This is a genomic window from Paraburkholderia sp. D15 (genome assembly GCF_029910215.1).
Lineage (GTDB): Bacteria > Pseudomonadota > Gammaproteobacteria > Burkholderiales > Burkholderiaceae > Paraburkholderia.
Genome location: NZ_CP110395.1, coordinates 1,589,336 through 1,613,036, shown reverse-complemented (window position 1 = coordinate 1,613,036; position 23,701 = coordinate 1,589,336). Strand labels below are relative to the sequence as shown.

Sequence of the window (23,701 nt, the reverse complement as noted above, 5' to 3'; positions counted from 1 at the left end):
ATTCGCGAACCGCAAAGTTTTATTTAACATTTAACATTCGCAAATCGGAAACTTTAATGGTCTGCTGATTAAAACTCGCAAACGTTACCGAATCAATCGATTTCGATGCGGCACTAGCACATAGTTTGGGGACGGCTTGACCGGGCGTCTCAGCACGACGGTTCGCGGGCGATTTCCGCCGCCAGTTCGTCGATCTGCGAGTCGGCGAATACCCGGATGCCGTGCTGTTGCAGCAGCGCAACGCTGACACCTGTCGCCGGGTGGGTGCGGCCGCTGAAACTGCCGTCGTGGATGAAGGTGCTGCCGCACGAGGGGCTGCCGTCAGCCAGCAACGCGTAGCGGCAGTTTTCCGCCAGCGCGCGTTCGAGCGCGTGCCGGGCGCCGGCGATGAAGAGCGCGGTTACGTCGGCGCCGGTGTTGTCGAGGATCGTCGCGCGGCCGGCGAGCACGTCGGCGCCCCCACGATGCAACTGGATTTCGGCGGGCGGGCGAGGGGTCGGGAAACCGGCCGCGACTTCCGGGCACACGGTGACGAGGCGGCCTTCGGCGCGCCACCGGGCGAGCCACGCGTCGCGCGTGGGTTTGGCCGCGCCGTTGTAGCGCACGGGATAGCCGGCGAGGCAGGCGCTGACGAGGATTTTCAGCATGGGGTGAACAGGCGCGCTGCTTTTTTTGCGCGCCGCGCGGCGGAGTTCGGGTGGGGGATTGTAAGGCCTCGCGCCTGAACTTCGGCCGCAGCGGTGGCCCAGCGGCTTCGTCAGCTTCGGACACCCGGGCGTCTTCGTCGATTCACGCTACCCGCCCAAAGGCCTCTTCTCCGAAGACCTCAAAACACTCCCATCAACTTCGACAACTGCGCAACATACTCCCCATACGCCGGATCGCTTTTCACCTGATCCGGCTCGCGCGGGCGCGGCAGGTCGATGCGCACGTCGTGAATCACGCGGCCCGGCCGTTCGGACATCACCAGCACGCGGTCCGACAGAAACACCGCCTCGTGAATGCTATGCGTGACCAGCAGCACCGTCAGCGTGCTCTGCTGCCAGATGCGCAGCAACTCGACGTTCAGACGGTCGCGCGTGAGCGCATCCAGCGCGCCGAACGGTTCGTCCATCAGCATCACGCGCGGTTCCAGCAGCAGGATCTGGCCGATCGCCGCGCGTTGCCGCATGCCGCCGGACAGCTCGTGCGGGTAGCGATCGGCGAAAGCCGTCAAACCCAGCGTTTCCAGCAACGCGGGCAGCCGTGCCTCGACCTGGGCGCGCGGCAGATCGCGCAGCTTCGCGCCGAGCCGGATATTCGCGCCGACCGTCAGCCACGGCAGCATGTTGCTGGTCTGGAACACCACGCCGATGTCCGGCACCGGCTTCGCGACCGGCTCCGGACCGAGCAGGATGCGGCCCGCGTCGCACGGCACGAGACCCGCCACCATCCGCAGCAAGGTGCTCTTGCCGCAGCCGCTCGGTCCGAGGATCGACACGAACTCGCCCTGGCGGATCGTCATCGAGACGTCGTCGAGCGCGCTGAATGCCTGTGCGCCGCCGCGCGCCGCGAACCGCTTGCCGACCTGCTCGACCGCGATCAGCGCGGGCGCCGCGCCGCTGTCCCGCGAAGCCTGCGAGGCCACACCGGTTGCCACTCCGGTTGCCACATCAGTTGCCAGCGCAGTGGCCTGCGCGCCGGCCGGCCCCCGCTGCACGATACGCAATTTATCGACCATTGCCATCAGACCGTCACTCCTCTCCACCACACGCCGCGCGACACGAGTTCGACGGCCCAGTAAAACAGCATGGCCAGCACGGTCACCATCAGGATCGCCGCGAACGACAGCGCCGTTTGCGCATTCGACGTGGCGAACACGATCAGATGGCCGAGCCCCGATTCCGAGCCGATGAACTCGCCGACGATCGCGCCGATCACCGCCAGCGGCATCGCGATCTTCAGTCCGTCGATCAGCGCGGGCAGCGCGGCGGGCAGCCGCAGATGCCAGAACGTCTTCGCCGGCGACGCGCCGAGCGCGCGGAAATGTTCGTCGAGATTGCGCGGCACGCCCGCGAGACCGCCCATCGTCGCGATCACGATCGGGAAGAACGCGAACAGCACGGCCGCCGCCAGCTTCGAGGCGAAGCCATACCCGAACCACACGATCAGCAACGGCGCGAGCGCGATCTTCGGCATGCTTTGCAACGCGGTGACGAGCGGAAACAACGTGCGCCGCGCGATGTTCGACATGCTCGCGAACAGGCCGATGGTCAGCCCGCCGACCAGCGCGAGCGCGAAACCGGCGAACACTTCCCACGCGGTGGCAAGCGTGTCGGACAGCAACTGCCCGCGCATTTCCCAGCCGGCGGCGAACACCTGCGAGAGCGCCGGCAGCACGTAATCGCGCGTGCCGGTCCAGCGCACGCCGAATTCCCAGATCAGGCCGATCACGATCCAGAACGCCACGGTTTCGAGCAATCGTTTCATGAGGGTTCCGAATTATGAGCGGGCGGACGGATCGGTCGCGTCGGGGCTCGCCGCGGCCGGCGTCCCGGCGGCGTGCCCGGCGGCTTCGCCGGCCGCGGCCTGCCCCGCTTTCTGCGCGACCAGATGCGGCGGCGGCGGCACGACGAAGCGCTCGAAACGGTACTGATCGAACGATTCGATCGTGCGCTCCCACACCTGCGGTTCGTACGCATCGCGCTCGCCGATCTGCGTCATCTCGCAGTAGACCTCGACGTTGTTGCCGTCCGGGTCCTTGAACACGAGGAACAGGTTATTGCCCGGCCCATGCCGGCCGATGCCGCGCACGATCTCGACGCCGTGCTCCTGCAGCACCTTCACCGAGCGCTCCATTTCCTCGTAGCTGTCGATCAGATACGAGAAGTGTTCGAGACCGGGCCGCGAATAACGCGGCAGGTCGTCGAAGTCGGCGGAATCCTTCGGCAACTGCGAGAGCGCCAGGTCGTGGTGATCGCTGCCGGCGCGCAGAAAAACCATCTGGTCGCCAATCCAGTCGGACACCTTGAGGCCCAGCACGTCGGTATAGAACTGCGCGGACTTGTGGATGTCGCGCACCATCAGGACCATGTGTCCAAGCCGTTTCGGACGCAAACTGTTCATCGTTGTCTCTCCATGCCATGTGTCGATGGCTTTTGCCCATGTTTTTAGCGGGCTGGTTGGGGCGCCCGCCCGCCTTCGCTTCGGCGAAACGCACGCCCCCGATCGGGTTTCACTCCACAAACCGGTTCGTGTACACGTCCGTGGCCTTCACCTTCGCGCCGGTGCCGAACGCGCGCGACACGAACGCCGCCGTCGACTCCATGCGCGCCGGCCGCAGCCAGCCGGTCTTATGTCCGGCGGGATCGTCGGCGATCAGGCCATTGGTCTCGACGATCTGCTGCAGCAGGATCGCCTTGTCCAGCACCGGATACTGCGCGGCGATGGCGTCGGCGGCTTCCTGCGGATGCTCGCGCATCAGCGCATAACCGCGATACGTCGCGGCGACGAAGCGCTTGACGACATCGGGATGCTGGGCCACGTAAGTGTCGGTGGTGACGAGGCCGTTGCCCATCATGTCCAGCCCATAGTCGCGATAGAACACGCGGCCGAGCTGCTGACCGGCGCGCTTCGCGAGCGCGGCCTGCACCGGCAGGCTCGCGCCTTCCCAACACTCCGACAGATCGATCCGCTTCTGCAGCAGCGCGGTGTTGATCACGGCCGGGTCGAGCCGCACGGTCTTGATCGCATCGGGCGCGAGGCCGTTCTGCTTCAACCACGCGGGCATGATGTTCTGCACCGGCGACGCGCCGCCGCCGCCGAGCGTGAGCCCGGCCAGATCCTTCAGCGAGTTGACCTTGAAACCGGGCCGTTCGAGATAGCACATCGCGCCCGGCCAGCGCGTGTTGATCGCGCCGACCATCACCGCATGGCCGCCGTGCGCGCGATTCAACATCACGCTCACCGGGTCGCCGTAGCCGAACTCGAACAGGCCGCCGTCCACTTCGTTGACGGTGCGCTGGCCGCCGTAGCCGCGCATCACGCTGACGTCGAGGCCCGCGTCGCGGTAGTAACCTTTCGCCAGCGCGAGCAGGATGCCGCCGGTGCTGCCTTGCGGCAGCCACGCGAGATTGACGCGCACGGCGTCCGCGGCTTGCGCGTGCGTGGCCGCCAGCAGCGCGACCACGGCAAGCGTGCCCCGGCCCGTTTCCAGCATTCCGCGCGATGCCCTGGCCATCCCGGGCCGCCGCGCTCCGCGTCCCTCCTCTATCCGCTGCACGATCCGCCGTGACAACGCGCGCCATACCCGCTGCAACATGTCGTATTCCCGTCCGTCAATGGAGTGAAAAAGGAGGCGCGGCCCGCGCCGCGACGCTTAGCCCGCCACCAGCGGATTCTCGATCGAGCCGATGCCGTCGATCGACGCCACCATCACGTCGCCCGCTTTCAGATAGATGCCGCGCCCCATGCCGACGCCGGTCGGCGTGCCCGTCGCGATCAGATCGCCGGGCTGCAGCGTGAGGATCGTCGACAGATATTCGATCTGCTCGGCGATGTTGAAGATCATCCCGGACGTATTGCCGTCCTGCATGGTCTCGCCATTCACCGCGAGGCGCATGCGCAGATTCTGCGGCTCGGCGATGCACGCGCGCGGCACGAACCACGGCCCGAGCGGACCAAAGGTATCGAAACTCTTGCCGCGAAACCAGTCGTGTTTGAACGGATAGTCGCTGCGGCGATTCAGATCGCGCGCGCTCACGTCGTTGAGAATCGTGTAGCCGGCGATGTAGTCGTACGCGTCCCGCTGCGCGATATGGCGGCCGCTGCGTCCGATCACGACGGCCAGCTCGACCTCCCAGTCGACCCGTTCCGCGTGCGGCGGAATCACCACGTCGGCGAGCGTCGGCACCACGCTGGTTTCGGCCTTCATGAACATGTACGGCGTGCTTTCCTCGCGCGGCGCCAGCTCGGTGCCCATCTCGCGGGCGTGCTCGTAGTAGTTCGATGCCGCCGCGAAAATCCGCCGCGGCTGGTACGGCACGCACAGCGTATGACCGGCGAGCGGCGCGAGCGTCGAGCTGCCGTCCTCGATCGCGCGCGCGGCGGCGCCGAAGCGTTCGACGACATCCGCGCCGTCGCGGTGCCACGCGGCGATAAGGCTGCCGAGCTCGGCGACATTGCCGAGCTCGGCGATGGCGGCGCTGCCCGCCGCCAGACCCGCCTGCGCCAGCGCGGCCTGCGCGTCGTACAGCTTGCCGCCGACCGCCAGTCCCGTGGCACGGCGGCCATTCGATTCGTAAGTTGCGATACCAAACCAGGTCACGTGTTGCCTCGCTTATTTGCGTTTGTAGGGGTGATTCGTCTGCTTGCCGGGACTCGAAAGAAGCGGACTGGATTGTCTCCGCCACTCGTATACATTCAGTCACTCATGTATTCTTATTAAAATCCTCGTATACACTTATCGGGAGCAAAACACGTTCGCGCGTACACTGCATGAGCTTGCACAGGCCGGATATGCGCGTTGGCGATTGAGGCGGTTAGGTCGCTGGCGCATAATGTGGGCCGCCTGCCCACGGTTTCGCTCACCCCACGACCCTCACGATGACCACGCTCTCCTCCAAGATTTACCGCCTGCTGTGCGACGAGATCATCGACGGCACGCTCGAACCGGGCCAGAAGCTCGAAGAAGCCGCGCTCGCCGAACGTTTCAACGCGTCGCGCACACCGATCCGCGAGGCGCTGCGCGAACTCGCGGCACGCGGCATGGTCGAGCTGACCCCGCGCAAAGGCGTGGTGGTCGCGCAGTTCAGCATCGACGAACTGGCCGACATGCTCGAAGCGATGTGCGAACTCGAAGCGCTGTGCTGCCGCCTGAGCGCGCAGCGCATGAGCCTCGTCGAGAAGAAACAGCTCGAAGAACTGCAAACGGAAATGAACGCCGCGATCGCGCGCGGCGATGAAGCGGAGTACTTCGAACTCAATCGCGACTTCCACGAACTGATCTGCAAGGGCGCGCAAAGCAAGTCGCTGGCGTCGATCATGGCGGTGCAGCGCCAGCGTCTGGCGGGCTTTCGCGCGGCACAGCCGGCTTCGCCGTCGCGCTTCGAAGCCGCGACCGACGAGCACCGCGAGATCGTCGACGCGATCCTCAACTCCGAACCGGAACGCGCATACAACGCGATGCGCGACCACACCGCACGGCTGTCGATCGTCGTGCTCGGGCGTCTGAAGCGCCAGCGCGCGGAACGCGAGAACGCGTGAGGCGGCGGGCGCGCGGCGTCGCGCGCTGAACCGGCCGCTGAACCGGCCGCTGAAGTGGCCATTGAAGTGGCCGCCGAGGTGACCGCTGAAGCGGCCATGGCATTGGCCACCGCGTCGCCCGCCGAGTAGGCCATTCACGCGGCCACCGTCTTCAGCGCCGTTGCGATCGACGGCATCGCGAACCCCAACGTCTCCAACTGCTGCAACAACGCGCCCGACTGCGCGCCGCCCATCGACGTGAGCGGCGGACGCACGCGCTGCCACGCGGCGTCGTTCGTGTAATGCGCGACGATGCTTTTCAGCGCGGGAATCATCGGCTGCGCCTGCACCGCGAGGCGCACGGTGGCCACCTTCCCTTCCCACCCGGTGCGTTCCTCCGCCGTCGTCGCGTTCAGCAGACTCGCGATCGCATGCGGCTGGATATTCGCGGTCGCCGAAATACAGCCCGCCGCGCCGAGCGGCAGCGCCTTGCCGAGCAGCGCCTCGGATGCGGGAAACACCGCGAAACCGGGAAACTTCTCCAGCATCGCCGCCGTATTCGCCCAATCGCCCGAACTGTCCTTGATGCCCACCACCGTGTCTGGATACGCGGCGATCAGCCGTTCGATCAGCGTGTGCGTGATCGGCACGCCGGTGAACTGCGGGATGTGATACAGCAGCACGCGCAGACGGGCCGAGCCCACCGCCTCGATCACGTCGGCGTAATAGCCGAACAGACCGTCGTCGCCGACGCCCTTGTAGAAGAACGGCGGCAGCATCAGCGCGCCCGCGCAGCCGGCCTCGCTCGCGTGACGCGTCAGGGCGATCGCATCGGGCAGCGCGCAGGCGCCGGTGCCGGGCAGCATCTGCGCGGGATCGAGTCCGGCGTCGAGCACGGCATCCAGCAACGCATGCCGCTCCGTGAGACTCAGCGAATTCGCCTCGCTATTGGTGCCGAACAGCGCGAGGCCCGCGCCCTGCCCGACCAGCCAGCGGCAGAACGCGACGAGGCGCGGCGCGTCGACGCTCGCATCCGCGTTGAACGGCGTGATCACCGGCGCGAAAACGCGCGGTTTCGCGAAAGCGGACGAACGGCTCGCGGACGTGGCGGATGTCGCAAACGTCGCGGACGATTGGCTGGCCATGCGGTACTCCCTGTCGGTCAATGAAAGCGCGAGCGGATCACGCGCGGAAAAAATCGAGCATCGCGTCGCCCAGCAGCGTCTCGCCCGAATCGAAGTGCGCGACCACCGAGGTGTGGTTATGCCGCGGCATCTGCACGAAACGCGGCGCGCGTTGCGGCCTGGCGTCGCCCGCGCGTTGGCGCGCCATCAGCACGCGCTCGAAAAATGCCGCACCGTACGCGTCCAGATAAGGGTTTTCGTATTCGGCGACCACCACCATCAGCGGCGTGTCGAGATGCTGCGCGTGCGTCAGCGGCGAGCGCGCCGCATAGCGCGATTCGTCGTCGCCGAAATAGGCGCGCACGCCGGCCGCATTGGGGTTGTCGGAAAAGACGTCGGCGGCGAGCCGCGCCGAGATCAGCACCGCGCCGGCGATTGCGCGTGCGTCTTCGCCATCGCGCACATCGGCGAACAGCGGATCGCACAGATAGGTGGCGACGTGCGCGCCGCCCGCCGAATGGCCGACCAGAAAGATCCGCTCCGGATTGCCGCCGAATCCGGCGACATGCGTTCGCGCCCACGCCAGCGCGGCGGCGACATCGTCCGCGCCCGCGGGATATGGCGCTTGCGGCGCGAGCCGGTATTCGACGTTGAGCGCGACGCAGCCTTGCCGCGCGAACCAGCGCGCCACGTTGTCGTAGATGAGTCCATTGAAGCTCTTGCTGCCGCGCAGAAATGCGCCGCCGTGGACGAACAGCACGACGTCGGCATGGCCCGCGCGCTGCGTTTCCGCCGACGCGAACACGTCCAGCCGTTGCCGTTCGTGGCTGCCATACGGCACGTCGCGCGCCGCTTCGAGCGTCGGGCCCGCATCGCGCGCCGCCGCCACCAGCGGCGAGTACGCCGCGATCACCAGATCGCGGTGCGCATTGATATCGCTGCCCCAGACCGGCCCGATCCGCGCAAAGCGCTCCCTGAGAGCGGCGGACAGACTACCCAACGGTTCCTGCGAGATGTGCATCGGTGGTCCTCATACATCGCGGCGCTGGAACGGGGCCGGTCACCTGCAACCCGCCCCGTTCCTCGGATGAAGACCATTCTGGTATATCAATTTGTTTTTGTGTATACATTTGTTATCCGTAGTATACCTGGTGAAGTTGCGGACACACTTGATTCACAGTCACGACAACCCTCCCTTCGCCTGCGGGCGATTCATCGTCAGGACAACCTAAGGACATTTCATGGACAAGCTCCGTCATATCGCGCTCTCGGTCGAGGATCCGGAGGCCGCCGCGCAATTCTTCGAGCAGGCGTTCGGCATGCGTCGCGCGGGCAACGCGATGCGCGGCATCTATATGACCGACGGCACGATGAACGTGGCGCTGCTGAACTTCAAGGACGAGACCGTGCCCGGCTACGCGGGCCTGAAGGACGTGCGCGGCGTGATCCACTTCGGCATGTGGGTGGACAACGTCGAGGACACCGCCGCGCGCGTGGTCGCCGCGGGCGGCACCTATCTGACGGGACGTCACGAGAAAGATCCGAACGTGTTCTACGAAGTGAAGTACCGGATGCCGGACGGCACGGTGTTCGACATCACCGAGAACGGCTGGAAAGGCGCGGTGAAGGAAGTGGCGCCGGCGGCGGCGGGTTCCGCCGACGCGCCCGCTTCCGGTTCGCAGCCGTGAGCGCGGGCATCGACGCGATCGCCGTGCTTGCGCTGATCGCGCTGCCCGACGCGACGCTGGATGCGCTGCGGCGCGATTACACGCTGCACTACCATCCGGACGGCTTGACGGCGGACGCTCCCGGCGCAATGACCGCACTGCAAGCCGTGCGCGCGGTCGTGACCAATGGCTCGACCGGTTTCTCCGACGCGCAGATGGCCGCCTTGCCCGCGCTGGAAATCATCAGCGCATTCGGCGCGGGTTATGAAAACGTCGACGTCGCCGCCGCGCAACGGCGCGGAATCGTCGTCACGCATGCACCGGGCGCCAACGCGGCGACCGTCGCCGATCACGCGATCGGCCTGCTGCTCGCGCTCGCGCGCGGCTACGCGCCGCTCACCGACGCGGTGCGCGCCGGCCGCTGGCGCGGCTCGCGCGCCGAACGGCCGACGCTGACGGGCGCGCGCGTAGGCATCGTCGGCATGGGGCGGATTGGGCGTTTGATCGCCGCGCGCCTGCGGGGCTTCGACGTGACGACCGGCTATCACACGCGCCGCGCGTACGACGACGCGCCGGGCCGTCACTACGCGGACCTGCTCGAACTCGCGCGCGCCAGCGAGTTTCTGGTGATCGCCTGCAACGGCGGCGCGGCGACGCATCATCTGATCGATCGCGACGTGCTGCGCGCGCTCGGGCCACACGGGTACGTGGTCAACGTCGCGCGCGGCTCCGTGCTGGACACCCAGGCGCTGATCGACGCGCTCGCCGACGGCGCGCTCGCGGGCGCGGGGCTCGACGTGATTGAGCACGAGCCGGAGGTGCCGCGCGCGCTGCTCGATCATCCCGGCGTGCTGCTGACGCCGCATATCGCGGGACGTTCGCCCGCTTCGTGGCTCGCGCAGCGCGACGCGTTGCTTGCAAGCCTCGACCAGCACTTCACGCGAACCGCCGTCGAATTCGCCGTCCCCACGGCCTGAACGAAGGCGGCGCGTGCGCGCGCCGCCTGCCGTCATACCGGCCTGCCCACTTCGTTCGGTTGTTCGGTTGTTCCGTTGTTCCGCCGTTCCCCGTCATCGCCACTCGCACAGGAAAGGATCCGCCATGAACGTTCGATCGTTGGGCGCGCTCGCGCTCATTTGCGTCACCGCCTGGGGCCTCGCGTCCCGCGCCGTCCGCGCGCAGACGTCCGTCGCGCTGTATGGGCTCGTCGGCCTCGACATCGCCGACACCAAACGCAGCGGCGGACCGGCCGCCGCGCTGGCCGAACAGAGCCCGGGCCTCACCGCGCCGTTCTGGGGGATTCGCGTCAACGAGGATCTCGGCGCGGGCTATCGCGCGATCGCGGTGCTCGAAAGCTTCTTCCAGCCGGCCAACGGCGGCCTTGGCCGCACCGCCGCCGATCCGTTCTGGGGACGCAATTCCTATGTCGGCATCGCCGGACCGTTCGGCCGCGTGACGTTCGGCCGCCATACCAATCTGCTCTACCTGGCCGAACAGGCGGTCAATCCGTTTCAGGCATCGATCCTGTTTTCGCCGCTCGTCATGCAGACCTTCACGGCCCCGTACGGCGGCGCCATCGCGGGCGATACGGTGTGGAACAACGGCATCCAGTACACGAGCCCGAACCTGCGCGGCTTGAGCGCGACCGCCGTGTATGCGCCTGGCGGTTTCGCCGGTTCGAACGGCGTGTACAACGCGGCCTTGTCGACCACCTATAACGGCGGCGCGCTGAGCGCTGTCGCGACCGTGCAACGTACGCGCGTGGTGGCCGGTGTCGCGTCGCCGACACAGAACGCGTATCTGCTCGGCGGTTCGTACGATTTTTCCCTGTTCAAACTCTACGGCGCGCTGCAGGGACTGCGCACCGCGTCGGCCGGTCTCGGCGCGCATACCTTCGAAGCGGGCCTGTTCGTGCCTCTCACCGCACAGCTGAGCGCGCTCGCCGAATGGGCGTATACGCGCCGCAGCGGGCCGAAAAACGCCGTCAGCGGGCGCAATACGGGCTCCGCAGGGCTCGATTACTTCCTCTCCAAGCGCACCGATCTGTACCTGCTCACCGTCTACGACCGGCTTTCCGGCAATGGCACGGCGATGACCTATGCGACCGGAATCCGGCATCTGTTTTGACGCGCTATGCCATTCGGGTCAACCCGCTATAACCAAACCGCCGTTTTGTATAAAAAAATAAAGCTACGAATCCAAATTTTGCTATGCGTATAATTTTTTCCAGTTTGTGTATACACGACAAAACGGAAGCAACCGCGGCTGTCGCGCGCGACGACAGCACTCTCTACGAAACGAAAAAGAACGACGATTTGTTTGGAGATGGAATGAAAAAGAAGACTCTGTTGTCCGGCGCCGTGATGCTCGCGTGTGCCGGCGCACATGCTCAGTCGAGCAGCGTCTGGTTGTCCGGTTATGTCGACATGAACATCGAACATCTGATCTCGTCAGGCTCGGGCGGCAACGTCACGCGCATGTCGAGCGGCGGGCTGAACAATTCGCGCTTCAACCTGAGCGGCGTGGAAGACCTGGGTGGCGGCAACAAGGCGGTGTTCACCATCGAGCCGATGTTCTCCGCGAACACCGGCGTGCAGTCGACGCAGTTCCGCCAGTCGTTCGTCGGCCTGAAAGGCAACTGGGGTGAAGTGACGATGGGGCGTCAATTCACGCCGTCGTACTGGATCGCGGGTTACGCCGATCCGACGTGGGCGGCCGACTTCAGCATGGTCAACAACATGGAGTTTTTCTACGCGTCGTACCGCGTGGATAACGCGATCCAGTACAAGACGCCGAGCTTCTACGGTTTCACCGGCCGCATCATGGCCACCACCGGCGTGGGCGACAGCACGCGCGCGGGACGCTTCCTGAGCACCAGCATCGACTATCGCCACGGGCCGCTTTTCCTCGGCGCCGTGAGCGAGCTGCAGTACACGCGCGACATCTTCCGCTCGTCGCAGATCCACTCGTCGCGCGACAACTATTTCGCCGCCGTCTACAAGTTCGGCGGCTTCGAACCGACGCTGATCTATCACACGTATAACGGGTATTACGCGTATCCGCCGTACGTCGCGTTCAACTCGCAGGGTTGGGACGCGCAGGTCGGCGCGCGCTGGAATATCGACGGACGCAATCGCGTGTATGTCAGCGTGGTGCATCGTCACGACGACAACAACACCAGCATATCCAGCGCGACCGGCGGGGTGATCGGCTACATCTACGGCCTGTCGAAACGCACCGACCTGTACGCGACATTCGCGCACGTCAAGAGTCAGCACGACGTGCCTGTCGCGTACCCGGTGACCTTCCAGGTCTACCCGAACGCGGGACAGAATCCGAGCGGCTTCCAGTTCGGCATCCGTCACGCGTTCTAATACAAAAAGGAGGAAGCCCATGCTTCGACCCAGCACTCTGAAATCAACTCTCGCGACCGGCGCCCTGCTGGCGTTCCTGTCGGCCGCCGCGTACGCGAGCGGCGAAGCGGCGGCGCCGGCCTCGGCGCCCAGCGCGGATGCCGCGGCTGCGGCCGCTTCCGGCGCGCAGTTGACGCCCGGCACGCCGGCGGTCAAGGACCCGTATCTCGCGCAATGGCTGCGTCTGACGCCCGATCGCCGGCCCGCGCCGCTGAAGCCCGGCGTCGACTACGGGATGGACCCGGCGACCGGCCAGTTCGTGTGGCCGAAGGCGACGCCCGAAGTGCATCAGGGCCAGCACTTCCCCGGCGAAATGACGACCTGGGACAAGAAGAGCTACGCGAAGGACGTGAAGGTGCTGGCGTTCTATCCGCTGGTCGATTCGCCCTTTCACGCGTGGAACAACATCGCCGACTTCGACGGCCGCCGTTATCTGTACATTCATGACCGCGACTATCTGCGCATCATGGACGTGACCGATCCGTCCAACGGCAAGGTGGTGTTCTCGCAAGGCGGCACGTGGGGCCCGAAAGGCCCGACCGAGCATTTCGATCCGAACAACGTGCACAACTATCTGGGCGGCGCCACCATCGCGTGGAGCAAAAAGCTCGGCAAGCCGGTGCTGGTCGCGTCGTTCGAGATCGGCCGCTACGGTCTGATGACGGAAAAGATGGACCAGCCGGACAAGGTCGAAGCCCAGCGTCACTACAACTCGCTGAAGGGCTTCAAGGTCTTCGAAATGGACGGCCCGTTGCCGAGCCAGTGGAAACTGATCGCGACGCGCACGACCGACTACAAGCATCCCGATGCACCGGTCGGCCAGCAGCAGGGTTCGGGTTCGCTCGACGCGCCGGAGTACTACGGCGGCAAGTACATGATTCTCTCGGCCGCGCCGGACGATAGCTATGCGCTGACCGAGTACCCGAACTATCTGTATTCGCCGGGCTATCAGGTGTGGGACATGTCGGACCCGGCGGACCCGAAGTTCGTGTCGCAGATCGCGGTGCCGGGGCAGATCGTCGGCAATGAAGCGCACGAGCAGGCTTATCTGCAGAATCCGCGCGCGGGCAATCGTACGTCGTGGATGGGCTCGCGTATTCCCATCTTCCTGCCGAAGCCGCTGGAGCAAGGCGGCAAGATCGGCTTCGGCGCGATGGGTGGGTTGGGGCTTTACTCGTTCGATCTGTCGAATCCGGCCAGGCCGAAGGTGCTGGGCAATGTGAACACGGCACCGAGTTTCGCGGGCACCGAGTATGACAACGCCGACGTCAGCCAGTACGAACGCACCGGCTTCGTGCTGACGAGCGGGTATCCGATGAATCGGGATTGCTATGAGCCCTACAAGGATATTTTCGTCGTCGATGCGCGCGATCCTTCGCATCTGAAGGTCGCGGCGAAGTTGCCGCAGCCTACGCCGCCTGAAGGTGCGCCGTTCACCAGCTTCTGCCAGCGCGGCGGGAACTTCGGGCCGAAGCGCTCGAATGCGATCGGGCAGCCTGGCGGCTCGCGGCAAGGGGTGATTCCTTACTCGTTCTATAACGCCGGCGTGCAGATTTTCGATGTGCGCAATCCGGAGAAGCCGACGATTGCCGGGTATTTTGTGCCTGCGCTTGCTGATGAAAGTGAGTTGCCCAGCTATACCCTTGGTAAGGGGGTGCTTGCTATTTATACGGAGTACGACCGGAATATCATCTGGGCGTTTACCGAGAATGGGGCTTATGCGCTGTCTACGCCGCTGCTCGGCAAGCCTGTGATGGGGGCGCCGGCTAAGCCTTGGCCGCCGCGGTGAGGTGGGCTGATCTTTTTGTGTTCTTTTCCTTGAAGTGAGCGCTTTGCCCTGCCGGCGGGATTCGTTGGCAGGGTTTTTTGTTTTTCTCTGCTTTTTTCTGTTTTTCTCTGCTTTTTTTGGAGGCGTTGTGAAGGGGATTTCGGTTGGGATTTTGATGGCTGTTCTGGTCGCGGCTCAGGGGGCGTACGCTGCTTCCGCTGATAGTGCTTCGGCCGCCCATGTTGCGGCTTCTGCTAGTGAACAAACCTGCCGGGCTTGTCATACCATCGATTCAACTAAAGTTGGGCCGGGTTTTCGGGCTATCTCTGAACGGTATCGTGGGCAGGCTGATGCAGTTGCCAAGCTGCAATTCAGTATTCTTCATGGGAGTGCCGGGAAGTGGAATACCGGGGCGCAGATGCCACCTAATGATGTTTCTGTTGCTGAGGCTGAACGGTTTGCTAAGTGGGTTTTGAGTGTTCGGTGAAGGGGGTTTTCTTTTTTTTCTTCTGGTTTGCATGGGTTGCCCCTGTGCGGGGCGGCACCTACTTTTCTTTGCCGGCCGTGTTTAGACCGGAGACATAGGTAACAGATGTGCGGAGACATGGGTAACACATGATCCGCTCATTCCTGCTGGTTCAGGTTGATGGTTCCGAAGCGGTGATGCGCAAAAAACAGGTCGTAGCAGTTCTCTTCATCGACGCGCGCGCGGATGGCCACGGGCAGGTTCTGCAATGCATTTGATACCTTGAATCGCCGGTTCCTGAAGCGTAGTTCGCCGTTCCACTTCACGCACTGCACGTGATCGTTTTCGCCGTACTCGATTGGCGGCAGGATCTCCGGATAGGCGCGCGGACTCGGTCGATAACGCGTAACCGGGGTCGCCATGTCCAGCGCCTGATGTGGGCGCTGATGGTTGTAGACCGTGCGCCACTCATCGAACGCCTGCTGCGCGCTGGACAGATTCCTGAAGTGGCGTCCGGCGATCACCTCGGCCTTCAGCGTGCGGTGAAACCGCTCCTCCTTGCCGTTGGTCTGCGGATGCGCCACGCGGCTGTGTGACAGGCGCACACCCAGCCGGATGAGCCAGATGGCCAGTTCGGTCAACTGGCCCGGCTGGCTGGGGCTGCCCCACGGCGAACCGTTGTCCGCGTTGATGCGCCGCGGCAGCCCATAGCGGCGGAAGGTGCGCTGCAGATGATGCTGCACGATCCGGGTGTCGGTGCGAATGCAGGCATCGAGCGTCACGTTGTAGCGCGAATGATCGTCCAGCAGGGTCAGGGGCGAACAGTGGCGGCCGTCCTGCAGGTCGAACCAGCCCTTGAAATCCATCTGCCAGAGATCGTTGGGCTGTGCATGCTCGAAGCGCTGCCAGGCCGTGGCGGCCTCGGAGGCAGCCGGGTCGATGAGCCCGTGACGATGCAGGATGTCCGTCACGGTACTCGGGGCCGGCACGTCCCTGTGGCCCAGGTCGCACAGACGCCGGCTGATCTTGCGTCCACCCCAGGCGGGGTGTGCCCGCCGCAGTTCGACTACCTGCTGCTCGACTGACGGTGGCGTGCGCGCCGGATTCTGCAGGGGGCGGCGCGAGTGATCTGTCAGCGCGGCAACGCCGCCCTGCGCGTGGCGCTCAAGCCACTTGTAGCCGGTCTTCGGACTGATGCCAAAGCGCCGGCACAGGTCGCGACGGTTGGCGCCTTCCTGCAAGGCCAGATGGACGAATTCCAGACGCAGATTCATGGTGTCTCTCGGATTCCAGGGCATGACCGGCTCCAGGCGATTCGCTCGCCAAGAGTGTTACCCATGTCTCCGTACACCCGTTACCTATGTCTCCGGTCCATACACGGCCGCAAAGAAAAGTAGGCAAAAGAAAGCGGCTCACACCGCTAATTCTTAAGCGGGTTTCTTGGTCTGCTTCTGGTAGTGGTGCATCTGGAATCTGGGTTCTCGCACACTCCGCGTTCGTGACACAGCAGTCATTCTTCCGGCGGCGCTGCGCGCGCCGTGGCGGTTAGTTCCGCTCCGCTGGGCGATTTCGGGCGTCGTAGCCTTGTTATTCTTCTCCTCTTCTTTTTACTGAGAGGCCGTCTCGGATCGCGTAGGCGGTTACCTCCGCTACGTTGTGTAGCGATAACTTCGTCATCAGGTTCTGGCGGTGCTTGCGGATCGTCAATACGCTTACGTTCAGTTTTACCGCAATGTCCTGGCTCGAGTAGCCATTCGCTATCAAACCCAAAATCTCTTTCTCCCGCGTGGTGATCGATGGTGATGCTCCGATCTCCAACGGCTCTGTCGACTGGATGAGCGCCTTACTCACGTACCGGATGCCCGATAAGACCAGCGAAATCGCATGGAATAGTTCATCCCCCTCCTCGTGTTTGAGCATATATCCGTCCGCGCCGGCCGCCATCGCCAGTCTCGCCGTCGCGTGATTCTGGCTGGCCGTCAAAACCAGAATCTTCGTCTGCGGTGACCGCGCCCTGATCTGCTCGATCAGCCCCATGCCCGAACATCCCGGTAAGTCCAGATCCAGTAAAACCAGATCCGCTCGCGTCTCCAATACCATCCCCACCACCCGTAACCCATCCCCCGTCTCGGCCGATACGCACCAGTTTCCCCGCGTCATCAACAAGAGCTTCAACCCGTCGCGAATAATGGCGTGGTCTTCCGCAAGTACAATTCTTTTCATTTTTCTTTCATCGCTTTCCCGAGTACTCGCGAACCCCCTATTTCCCACCAATGACAGATAACCTCCGATCGTCTTATGCATCATGAATGACGAGCGGATGGTCAAGAAACCCGACTTTAATCAAGATCGAAGGTCCACGTTCAATATGGGGAAAAAAATCGCCTGGGAATCCGATGCCAACGTGCGGCTGGAACTTGTCAACACGCTGTATCGTCAGTCGCCGCCTATCCTCGTCGGCAATATCGCCGTGGTCAGTCTCACCGTCTTCCTGCTTTGGGGCGATGTCTCGCATCGCGATCTGCTGGCGTGGGCGATGTCGATCTATGTCCTCACCACTATCCGCGCGGCTATCGTATGGCGGGACCGTCGCACTGCGCCTCACCTCGCCGGCACCGCGAGCCGGCGCGCGTGGCGCTATGTTGTGCTGTCCGCCTTGTCGGGCTGTCTGTGGGGTTCCATGGGCATTCTGTTTTTCTCGCCCGGCAATACGACCGTCACAGCTTTGATCTGCATCGTGCTTGCCGGCATGACCGGCGGTTCAGTCGCCTCGTTATCGTCCTGGTGGCCCACCTATCTCGCCTTCGTATTGCCGACCGTGCTGCCGTTTGCGATTCGCTCGTTTCTATACGGCAATGCCCTTTTCTCCGTGCTCGGATTTCTTTCCCTGTTCCTGCTGGGCGTCAACCTGGCGTTCAGCCGAACCCTGCAACGCACGGTGCGCGACGCCGTGCGCTTGCGCTTCGAAAACGTCAGCCTGATCCGGCAGTTGACCGAGGAAAAAGAACGCGCCGAAACGGCCAATCAAAGCAAATCGCAATTTCTCGCGGCAGCCAGTCACGATCTGCGTCAACCGACACACGCATTGGGGCTCTATCTCGCGACACTGCGCGCCATCGCCCAGGCACCGACCATCGAACGCGCCGCGGTAAACGACATCGCGCAACGACTTCAGACCGCGTTGAGAGGCATGTCCCAATTGCTGAATGTGTTGCTGGATATTTCGCGGCTGGATGCGGGCGTGGTCGATGTCGAACCGCGCGTGTTTTCGTTGCAGCACGAGTTTCTGGCCCTGGAGAACCAGTTCGCCCACGCCGCGGCATCCAAGGGGCTCCATCTACGCATCCGCTCGACGCCGGTCTGGTTGCGAACAGACGCCGTGCTGCTGCATAGCGTGCTCGCCAACCTGCTGTCGAACGCGGTGCGTTATACCGACCGGGGCGCAATCCTCGTCGTCTGCCGGCGTCGCGGGAACGATGTGGATATCCAGGTCTTTGATACAGGCATCGGCATCGAGGACAGTCAACTCAAGAACATCTTTCGCGAGTTCTATCAAGTGGGCAACGCCGCCCGGGACCGCGAGCAGGGTCTCGGGCTCGGCCTCGCGATCGTGCAGCGCACGGCCACGCTGCTCGGCGCCCGCATCGAGGTCGAATCGGTACCCGGCCGTGGTTCACGCTTTTCAGTGCGGCTGCCGGCCCACCAACCTGTCGAATACCCACAGGCCGCAACGGTCGAACCGCGCCGCGATCCGCTTTCGGCCCGCGCGCCCAAAACGATTCTGGTGATCGACGACGATTGCGACGTCCTGTCCAGCATGCAGACCCTGCTGCGCGCATGGGGGCATACCGTGATCGCCGCGCAGTCGCGGGAACAGGCGCTCGCCGCCGCCAGCTCGTATCGCGGCGAACTGGAAATGGTCCTGACCGACTTCAGACTGGCCCGGCACGTGAATGGCACCGACGTCGTTCACTCGGTGTTCCACACCATCGGGCGTGCGGTGCCTGCCGTCATCATCACCGGCGATACGTCGAGCAGAGGCATCAACGCAGCACTATCGAGCGGTTTCCGGGTGCTGCACAAACCCCTCGATCCGCAAGAACTCAAAAAGTTGATCGACGCGCTTGCCGACTGAAGCATTCGCCGGATACGCCGAGCATCGTCATTTGCCGGGCCGGCTCTTTCCTCTGAAAAATACTACATATGCAGTATTTACCCTGAACCTGCGGCTGCGATATTTTTCCTGGGCGGCAGTGAATTGCCGTGTCCGGCGGTTCTCGAACACGAACCGCTTACGGCCTGGCCAGCCGACTTCAATCCAACGGGAAAAAATATGAAAACCGTAGCGAATCGAGTGAGTTTCAAAGGCGACCAGAAGCAACGTCTGGTCGAACTCCAGCAACATCTGTCCGAAGACGCACTACCGGGCGTCGCATGGATGGGATATGGATACGATATCTTCGGCAACTATGCGGACGACGAAAGCGCCACCTTTCCGCTGTTCGACTGGAGCAAGGTCGACACCGCGTCGGTCACGATCGAAGGGAAAGTCTATCGGTACCCCAAAGTACTCGACGTGACGACTGACCAGTCCGCCGACGTGTTCACCATCACCGGCGAGACGATCAGTTCGTATCAAACCAATCTCGCGACCAGCACGAGCGTCAGTGGCAGCTACAACTATTTCAGCGGATCGCTCGAGGTCGACTTTTCGTCGCAATCGCTGGTCAAGAGCGAGAATTCGTTTTCGCGCGTGCAACAGACGGTCAAACTCTGGGCGTTGCGACTCAATCCGGCGCGCTCGTTGCGTCAGTACGCGAGACCCGATTTCCTCGCGGCACTGGACGGTGCAGACACCGATGCGAAGCGCGATGCGCTGTTCGATCAGTACGGCAGTCATTTTCTGAGTGCCATCGAAATGGGTGGCCGGGCGGTTCTGTCGTCGTCGACCAACAAGCTCACTGTCGATCGCAGCTACTCGATCGGCGTGACCGCCGAAGCCAGCTATAAAAGTCTGGTGGGCCAGCTCGATGTAAAAGACCAGACCAAGTACTCGAATTCGATCGACAGTTTCAACAGTACGTCCGAGAGCCGTAGAAGCGTGAAAGGCGGTGATGGCGTCAAGGCGTTGTCCGCATTCGATGGGAAAAAAGGTTTTAGCGAATGGAAGGAGTCGGTCAAGGATCTGCCGGCGTTCATCGACTTCGTGTCGAAAAACCCGCTGGCCGGCATCTGGGTTCTCTGCGAAACCGACGACAAGGCCAGCAAGCTGGAAGACTATTTCTTCCAGACATGGGGACTGAAGCAGTCGAAGCTCAACCAGTTGTATTGCGACTACATCGACGCGCTCACGGTCATCGATGGCGACAGCTCGTCGATCGCGCCGCCCACCGGCTATACCAAGGTTCCCTACGATCTGAACACCGGTGTGAAAGGACAGTTCATTTATCTGTGCTTCCACAAGTCGTCCTATTCTCCCTACGGCGGCAACAAACCGGCGGTGGTGGACATTACCGCCGTCTACAACGACGAGATGCCACCGGTCGGCTATACAAAAATCAACGTCGACGTGACCAAGGGCGCGGGGGGTGATTTCATTTACCTTTGCTACAAACTGGACGACTACAAGCCGGAAACGTCCGTCAAGGACGTGACCGCGTACGGCTCGGCGAGTCCCGATACCGATCCGCCGTACGGCTTCCAGCGTGCAACCGGTGACCTCAACCGCGGCGCGGGCGGTCCCTTCGTCTACGTCTGTCTGTCGAAGTTGGGCTGACGTGATCGGGGTTTCCGGACGTGTGATCGGCATGACTTCGACACCGGTCCGGCAACGCGCCGACTTCGTGCGCGCATAGCAGCGCTGCACGCACGAAAGACCGGCCTGCAACGGGCCGGTCTTTTTTATTGACTGCTCGAACGAACGCCTTCCATCGACGTCACGTTACCTGTTTAGCACCTTGCCTGCACCTTGGCTCGTTAGGCTTGCTCCGTCGACGTGCAATTCGTTTTCAATGCCTTCATCTTCCGATGGCAGCGTCGCACTAACAAGGAACCTGACATGTACACACACAGAATCACCGTTCATGGCGCACCGTTTGTCGTCGAGAAGCGTCTGGAGTCGCACGATTGTGCAAGCGGATATTCAGCCGCCAAAGAGTGGGCCAAGGACGTTCCCTCCGATACTCGCCGTATCGACCTCTTTTCCTGCCATAGCGCAACCGGCGGTCCCTTCTCGAACGCCCAGATGCTCGCCAATCGTACCGGCCTGCCTGTCACCGGTTACGTGGGAAGCGTCAGCAACATGGATAACTCGCCCCAACAGTTCAAGCCGCAGTCACCGTCATTTGCGTCCTTCACCGGCAAGGTCAACGACGCTCTCGCCACCGTCAAGACGTGCGGAAGAAACGGCTTCTGATTCGTCGCGGTGGAATAAAAAGCCGGCAGCCTGTGTTTAGCGCTATGTGGGCCGCCCTTTCTCCCGGGCGGCTCTTCGTTCCGATTGCGTTCAAGTACGTTAAAGCTCGTTCACGCCATTACGCCGATATGTCGACTCTACTGATCATCGAAGACGACCCGTGCATCGCCCAGCCCATCGTCCATACGCTCGATGCGGGCGGCTTCTGCGTCGATGTCGCGACGCGCGGCCGCGACGGCATCGCGCGTCTGATGAACGGCGACTATGCGGCCGTGGTGTTGAGCCGGACGCCGCCCGATATCGACGGGCTCCATGTACTCGCGATGCTGCGCGGCATCGGCGCGCAGGCGCCCGTGCTGATGGTCAGTCGAACCGCCGACGTGCACGAACGCATCGAAGGTTTGCGAGCGGGCGCCGACGACTATATGTCGATGCCCTTCTCGTTCGACGAACTGCTCGCGCGCGTCGAAGTGCTGCTACGCGCACGCCCGGCGATCCGCAAGGACATGCCGGCCACGCTGCGCGTCGACGCGCTTCGGCTCGATCTGATCAGGCGAACCCTGACATTCCAGCAGGACAAGCTTGCGTTGCAGCCGACCGAATTCCGCCTGCTCGAATTCATGATGCGCCACGCCGGCCAGGTGCTCACGCGCAGCATGATTTTCGAAGCGGTTTGGGATCGTCACTTCGATCCCGACACGAATCTGATCGACGTGCACGTCGCGCGTCTGCGCAAGAAAGTCGGCGAACTCGGCGCCCGGCAGATGATCCGGACAGTGCGGGGTTCCGGCTACCGTTTCGGTTGACGCCGGCGAGGGGCAATGTGCGACGTCAACGACGCCGCCTGACAAACAAACCGGTCACCTTGAACGACAACCGCGTGCCTCCTTGAAATAGCCGTCACGCCGGACTCGCACGCCGATCAAATCTGCCCGAACACGAGCGACTGATGCGTGGCTGCGCCGGCCATCGTACCGTCGCCGACGGCGAGCGGCAGCGAGCCACCGAGGCGGGCCGCATCGCCGCACGCGAACACGCCGGGGACCGTGGTCGCCTTGATGAAATCCGTCTTGACGGTGCGGCCCATTGGCGTGTCGTCGAATTCGCAGCCGAGCATCGCGGCGATCGGGCTGGCGATGTCGAGGCGCGGCATCGTGAACAGTCCCGCGAGCGCAAGGGTGCGTCCGCTGTACAGGACGACATCGAGTTCACCATCGATCCGTTCGACACGCTCGCGTTCCACCGTGACGCCGCGCGCGTCGAGCTTCGCGAGTTGCTCGTCGTCGGGATCGAAAGCGCCGTCGAGAAAAAACGTCGTGGGGCCCCATTCCGGCAGCAATAGCGCCTGATGCATGGACGCGGGCGACGTTGCCAGCACGCCGATCTTTCCCTGATTCAGCTCGTAGCCGTGGCAATAGGGGCAATGAAACACGTGCGTGCCCCAGCGTTCGGCAAGACCTGGCACGGGTGGCAGGTGATCGACGACACCGGTTGCCAGCACGAGGCGTTTTGCTTCGCGATGCCCATCGCCTTCGATCTCGACACGAAACCCGTGCTCGATACGCTGGGCGTGGATGACCTTACCATCGAGCCACTGAACGGTGTCATAGGCGAGCAACTGTTCGCGCCCGGTCGCCGCGATGGCCGCGGCGGGCGTTCCGTCCTGCGTGAGAAAGCCGTGCGAATGATGAGCAAAGCGATTGCGCCGCAGACCGCCATCGACGACCAGCACCCGACGCCGCGCCCGCGCGAGCGGCATGGCTGCCGCCAGACCCGCATAACTCCCACCCACCACGATAACGTCGTACTCCATGAATGCCGCTCCTCCGGACAGTTGCGCCCGCAAACAAAAAAAACGCACGAAATGACGCCCGCCCGACGAGTCGCATCAACCGCGACAACCCCGCCGCGAACAAAACCTCTCAGCGCCATCTCACGAAACTCTTGATGTTGCATGATAAAACAGAGCGCCGAACTTGCGCAACTTATAATGTTGCATGACTGAAGAAGACGAACCACGCGTGCATGAGGGACGGGAGGAAAGCAGATGAGAAGTGACAGCCGGTTATCGCGGATGTTGCATGTGTTGTTGCACATGGCGCGACAGGATGAGCCGTTCACCTCGGAGGCGTTATCGAGGATGTTGAATACGAATCCGGTGGTGGTACGCCGGACGATGGCGGGATTACGAACGGCGGGATACGTGAGTTCCGAGAAGGGGCACGGGGGTGGATGGACGTTAGCGTGCGATTTACGGGAAGTGACGTTACTGGACGTGCACCGAGCGGTGGGGGGCCCGAAGATTTTCGCGATTGGAAACGAGACAGACAATCCCGAGTGCGGGGTGGAGCGTGTGGTAAATGCAGCGCTGGACGGCGCGTTAAGGGAAGCGGAAGCAATCTTGACGACCCGCTTGGGCACGATTTCGCTGGCGGACCTCGCAAGCGAATTCGACACCCTATGCACCGCAGCGGAAAAAAAACATCACGCCCAGCACCCAACCCAAAAAGGAGAATCCACCAAAAAAACCCCAACCACCTCCAGCAAACCCAACCGCCGCGCACCGCGCAAGGCGGGATGAATGACGGCTGTACCACGAACGCGGAGTGTGCGAGCGCGCGGATTC

Annotated in this window: 23 protein-coding genes; 12 read left to right on the top strand and 11 right to left on the bottom strand. The window is 63.2% G+C overall.

All coding sequences use genetic code 11. The features are described from left to right. Positions 1-149: 149 nt before the first annotated feature. From LFL96_RS06995 to LFL96_RS06970, 6 genes are all read right to left on the bottom strand, one after another. Entirely contained in the window at positions 150-647 is a 498-nt protein-coding gene (locus tag LFL96_RS06995) for a DUF523 domain-containing protein (protein WP_280999504.1), read from the bottom strand. Between the two features lie 179 nt (positions 648-826). Further along, positions 827-1,726 carry an ABC transporter ATP-binding protein gene (locus LFL96_RS06990; RefSeq protein WP_280999502.1) on the bottom strand — a complete coding sequence of 300 codons (900 nt, stop codon included), beginning with the start codon at positions 1,724-1,726 and terminating at the stop codon, positions 827-829. Then, positions 1,726-2,469 carry an ABC transporter permease gene (locus tag LFL96_RS06985; RefSeq protein ID WP_280999500.1) on the bottom strand — a complete coding sequence of 248 codons (744 nt, stop codon included), beginning with the start codon at positions 2,467-2,469 and terminating at the stop codon, positions 1,726-1,728. The genes LFL96_RS06990 and LFL96_RS06985 overlap by 1 nt, the downstream gene beginning before the upstream one ends. 12 nt (positions 2,470-2,481) lie before the next feature. Continuing rightward, positions 2,482-3,105, bottom strand: a complete 624-nt coding sequence (locus LFL96_RS06980; RefSeq protein WP_280999498.1) for a VOC family protein — start codon at positions 3,103-3,105, stop codon at positions 2,482-2,484. A 109-nt stretch (positions 3,106-3,214) separates the two neighbouring features. Next, a complete protein-coding gene (locus tag LFL96_RS06975) occupies positions 3,215-4,219 on the bottom strand; it encodes an ABC transporter substrate-binding protein (RefSeq protein ID WP_280999496.1) in 1,005 nt (334 codons plus the stop codon). Between the two features lie 138 nt (positions 4,220-4,357). Continuing rightward, complete coding sequence (locus LFL96_RS06970; RefSeq protein ID WP_280999494.1) at positions 4,358-5,305, bottom strand: fumarylacetoacetate hydrolase family protein; 948 nt, start codon at positions 5,303-5,305, stop codon at positions 4,358-4,360. 278 nt (positions 5,306-5,583) lie between these two features. On the opposite strand from LFL96_RS06970, the gene LFL96_RS06965 reads away from it, so the two are divergent. Then, the gene (locus LFL96_RS06965; RefSeq protein WP_280999492.1) at positions 5,584-6,243 is read left to right on the top strand and encodes a GntR family transcriptional regulator; all 660 of its coding nucleotides are present in this window, start codon (positions 5,584-5,586) and stop codon (positions 6,241-6,243) included. Between the two features lie 134 nt (positions 6,244-6,377). Here the strand turns inward: LFL96_RS06965 and LFL96_RS06960 are convergent, their stop codons facing one another. Together LFL96_RS06960 and LFL96_RS06955 are read right to left on the bottom strand one after the other, a co-directional pair. Beyond that, a complete protein-coding gene (locus LFL96_RS06960; RefSeq protein ID WP_280999490.1) occupies positions 6,378-7,367 on the bottom strand; it encodes a dihydrodipicolinate synthase family protein in 990 nt (329 codons plus the stop codon). Positions 7,368-7,404: 37 nt separating this feature from the next. Next, a complete protein-coding gene (locus LFL96_RS06955) occupies positions 7,405-8,367 on the bottom strand; it encodes an alpha/beta fold hydrolase (RefSeq protein ID WP_280999488.1) in 963 nt (320 codons plus the stop codon). Between the two features lie 220 nt (positions 8,368-8,587). Here LFL96_RS06955 and LFL96_RS06950 point away from each other — a divergent pair, with 220 nt between their 5' ends. The 6 genes from LFL96_RS06950 (at position 8,588) to LFL96_RS06925 (ending at position 14,681) form a co-directional block, all read left to right on the top strand. Then, positions 8,588-9,034: a VOC family protein gene (locus tag LFL96_RS06950; protein ID WP_280999486.1), complete on the top strand. Its 447-nt coding sequence runs from the start codon at positions 8,588-8,590 to the stop codon at positions 9,032-9,034. Further along, complete coding sequence (locus LFL96_RS06945; protein WP_280999484.1) at positions 9,031-9,990, top strand: 2-hydroxyacid dehydrogenase; 960 nt, start codon at positions 9,031-9,033, stop codon at positions 9,988-9,990. Before LFL96_RS06950 ends, LFL96_RS06945 begins: the two co-directional genes overlap by 4 nt. A gap of 124 nt (positions 9,991-10,114) precedes the next feature. Further along, the gene (locus LFL96_RS06940) at positions 10,115-11,140 is read left to right on the top strand and encodes a porin (RefSeq protein WP_280999482.1); all 1,026 of its coding nucleotides are present in this window, start codon (positions 10,115-10,117) and stop codon (positions 11,138-11,140) included. Positions 11,141-11,343: 203 nt separating this feature from the next. Next, a complete protein-coding gene (locus LFL96_RS06935) occupies positions 11,344-12,387 on the top strand; it encodes a porin (RefSeq protein WP_280999480.1) in 1,044 nt (347 codons plus the stop codon). Between the two features lie 19 nt (positions 12,388-12,406). Further along, on the top strand, positions 12,407-14,215 hold the full coding sequence (locus tag LFL96_RS06930; RefSeq protein WP_280999479.1) for a hypothetical protein: 1,809 nt from the start codon (positions 12,407-12,409) through the stop codon (positions 14,213-14,215). Between the two features lie 64 nt (positions 14,216-14,279). Next, complete coding sequence (locus tag LFL96_RS06925; protein ID WP_280999477.1) at positions 14,280-14,681, top strand: c-type cytochrome; 402 nt, start codon at positions 14,280-14,282, stop codon at positions 14,679-14,681. Positions 14,682-14,818: 137 nt separating this feature from the next. Here LFL96_RS06925 and LFL96_RS06920 read toward each other — a convergent pair whose 3' ends face one another. Together LFL96_RS06920 and LFL96_RS06915 are read right to left on the bottom strand one after the other, a co-directional pair. Further along, entirely contained in the window at positions 14,819-15,958 is a 1,140-nt protein-coding gene (locus tag LFL96_RS06920; protein WP_280996340.1) for an IS481 family transposase, read from the bottom strand. A 289-nt stretch (positions 15,959-16,247) separates the two neighbouring features. Next, complete coding sequence (locus tag LFL96_RS06915) at positions 16,248-16,883, bottom strand: response regulator transcription factor (RefSeq protein WP_280999475.1); 636 nt, start codon at positions 16,881-16,883, stop codon at positions 16,248-16,250. Between the two features lie 97 nt (positions 16,884-16,980). Here LFL96_RS06915 and LFL96_RS06910 point away from each other — a divergent pair, with 97 nt between their 5' ends. From LFL96_RS06910 to LFL96_RS06895, 4 genes are all read left to right on the top strand, one after another. Beyond that, on the top strand, positions 16,981-18,795 hold the full coding sequence (locus LFL96_RS06910; protein ID WP_280999473.1) for an ATP-binding protein: 1,815 nt from the start codon (positions 16,981-16,983) through the stop codon (positions 18,793-18,795). 198 nt (positions 18,796-18,993) lie between these two features. Continuing rightward, positions 18,994-20,436 (top strand): MAC/perforin domain-containing protein, encoded by a 1,443-nt coding sequence (locus LFL96_RS06905; RefSeq protein ID WP_280999471.1) that lies wholly within the window; start codon positions 18,994-18,996, stop codon positions 20,434-20,436. A 282-nt stretch (positions 20,437-20,718) separates the two neighbouring features. Beyond that, complete coding sequence (locus LFL96_RS06900; protein ID WP_280999469.1) at positions 20,719-21,075, top strand: hypothetical protein; 357 nt, start codon at positions 20,719-20,721, stop codon at positions 21,073-21,075. 128 nt (positions 21,076-21,203) lie between these two features. Continuing rightward, entirely contained in the window at positions 21,204-21,881 is a 678-nt protein-coding gene (locus LFL96_RS06895; RefSeq protein ID WP_280999467.1) for a response regulator transcription factor, read from the top strand. A 116-nt stretch (positions 21,882-21,997) separates the two neighbouring features. On the opposite strand, the gene LFL96_RS06890 is transcribed toward LFL96_RS06895, so the two are convergent. Further along, positions 21,998-22,888, bottom strand: coding sequence for an NAD(P)/FAD-dependent oxidoreductase (locus tag LFL96_RS06890; protein ID WP_280999465.1), 891 nt, complete (start codon positions 22,886-22,888; stop codon positions 21,998-22,000). Positions 22,889-23,122: 234 nt separating this feature from the next. Here LFL96_RS06890 and LFL96_RS06885 point away from each other — a divergent pair, with 234 nt between their 5' ends. Further along, positions 23,123-23,656, top strand: a complete 534-nt coding sequence (locus LFL96_RS06885; protein WP_280999463.1) for an Rrf2 family transcriptional regulator — start codon at positions 23,123-23,125, stop codon at positions 23,654-23,656. The last annotated feature ends 45 nt before the right edge of the window (positions 23,657-23,701 follow it).

Bases quoted from the DNA above. Each gene is read 5' to 3' on its own strand.
- LFL96_RS06995 (WP_280999504.1), bottom strand. From the start codon at position 647: ATGCTGAAAATCCTCGTCAGCGCCTGCCTCGCCGGCTATCCCGTGCGC.
- LFL96_RS06990 (WP_280999502.1), bottom strand. From the start codon at position 1,726: ATGGCAATGGTCGATAAATTGCGTATCGTGCAGCGGGGGCCGGCCGGC.
- LFL96_RS06985 (WP_280999500.1), bottom strand. From the start codon at position 2,469: ATGAAACGATTGCTCGAAACCGTGGCGTTCTGGATCGTGATCGGCCTG.
- LFL96_RS06980 (WP_280999498.1), bottom strand. From the start codon at position 3,105: ATGAACAGTTTGCGTCCGAAACGGCTTGGACACATGGTCCTGATGGTG.
- LFL96_RS06975 (WP_280999496.1), bottom strand. From the start codon at position 4,219: ATGGCCAGGGCATCGCGCGGAATGCTGGAAACGGGCCGGGGCACGCTT.
- LFL96_RS06965 (WP_280999492.1), top strand. From the start codon at position 5,584: ATGACCACGCTCTCCTCCAAGATTTACCGCCTGCTGTGCGACGAGATC.
- LFL96_RS06960 (WP_280999490.1), bottom strand. From the start codon at position 7,367: ATGGCCAGCCAATCGTCCGCGACGTTTGCGACATCCGCCACGTCCGCG.
- LFL96_RS06955 (WP_280999488.1), bottom strand. From the start codon at position 8,367: ATGCACATCTCGCAGGAACCGTTGGGTAGTCTGTCCGCCGCTCTCAGG.
- LFL96_RS06950 (WP_280999486.1), top strand. From the start codon at position 8,588: ATGGACAAGCTCCGTCATATCGCGCTCTCGGTCGAGGATCCGGAGGCC.
- LFL96_RS06940 (WP_280999482.1), top strand. From the start codon at position 10,115: ATGAACGTTCGATCGTTGGGCGCGCTCGCGCTCATTTGCGTCACCGCC.
- LFL96_RS06935 (WP_280999480.1), top strand. From the start codon at position 11,344: ATGAAAAAGAAGACTCTGTTGTCCGGCGCCGTGATGCTCGCGTGTGCC.
- LFL96_RS06930 (WP_280999479.1), top strand. From the start codon at position 12,407: ATGCTTCGACCCAGCACTCTGAAATCAACTCTCGCGACCGGCGCCCTG.
- LFL96_RS06920 (WP_280996340.1), bottom strand. From the start codon at position 15,958: ATGCCCTGGAATCCGAGAGACACCATGAATCTGCGTCTGGAATTCGTC.
- LFL96_RS06915 (WP_280999475.1), bottom strand. From the start codon at position 16,883: ATGAAAAGAATTGTACTTGCGGAAGACCACGCCATTATTCGCGACGGG.
- LFL96_RS06910 (WP_280999473.1), top strand. From the start codon at position 16,981: ATGGTCAAGAAACCCGACTTTAATCAAGATCGAAGGTCCACGTTCAAT.
- LFL96_RS06905 (WP_280999471.1), top strand. From the start codon at position 18,994: ATGAAAACCGTAGCGAATCGAGTGAGTTTCAAAGGCGACCAGAAGCAA.
- LFL96_RS06900 (WP_280999469.1), top strand. From the start codon at position 20,719: ATGTACACACACAGAATCACCGTTCATGGCGCACCGTTTGTCGTCGAG.
- LFL96_RS06895 (WP_280999467.1), top strand. From the start codon at position 21,204: ATGTCGACTCTACTGATCATCGAAGACGACCCGTGCATCGCCCAGCCC.
- LFL96_RS06890 (WP_280999465.1), bottom strand. From the start codon at position 22,888: ATGGAGTACGACGTTATCGTGGTGGGTGGGAGTTATGCGGGTCTGGCG.
- LFL96_RS06885 (WP_280999463.1), top strand. From the start codon at position 23,123: ATGAGAAGTGACAGCCGGTTATCGCGGATGTTGCATGTGTTGTTGCAC.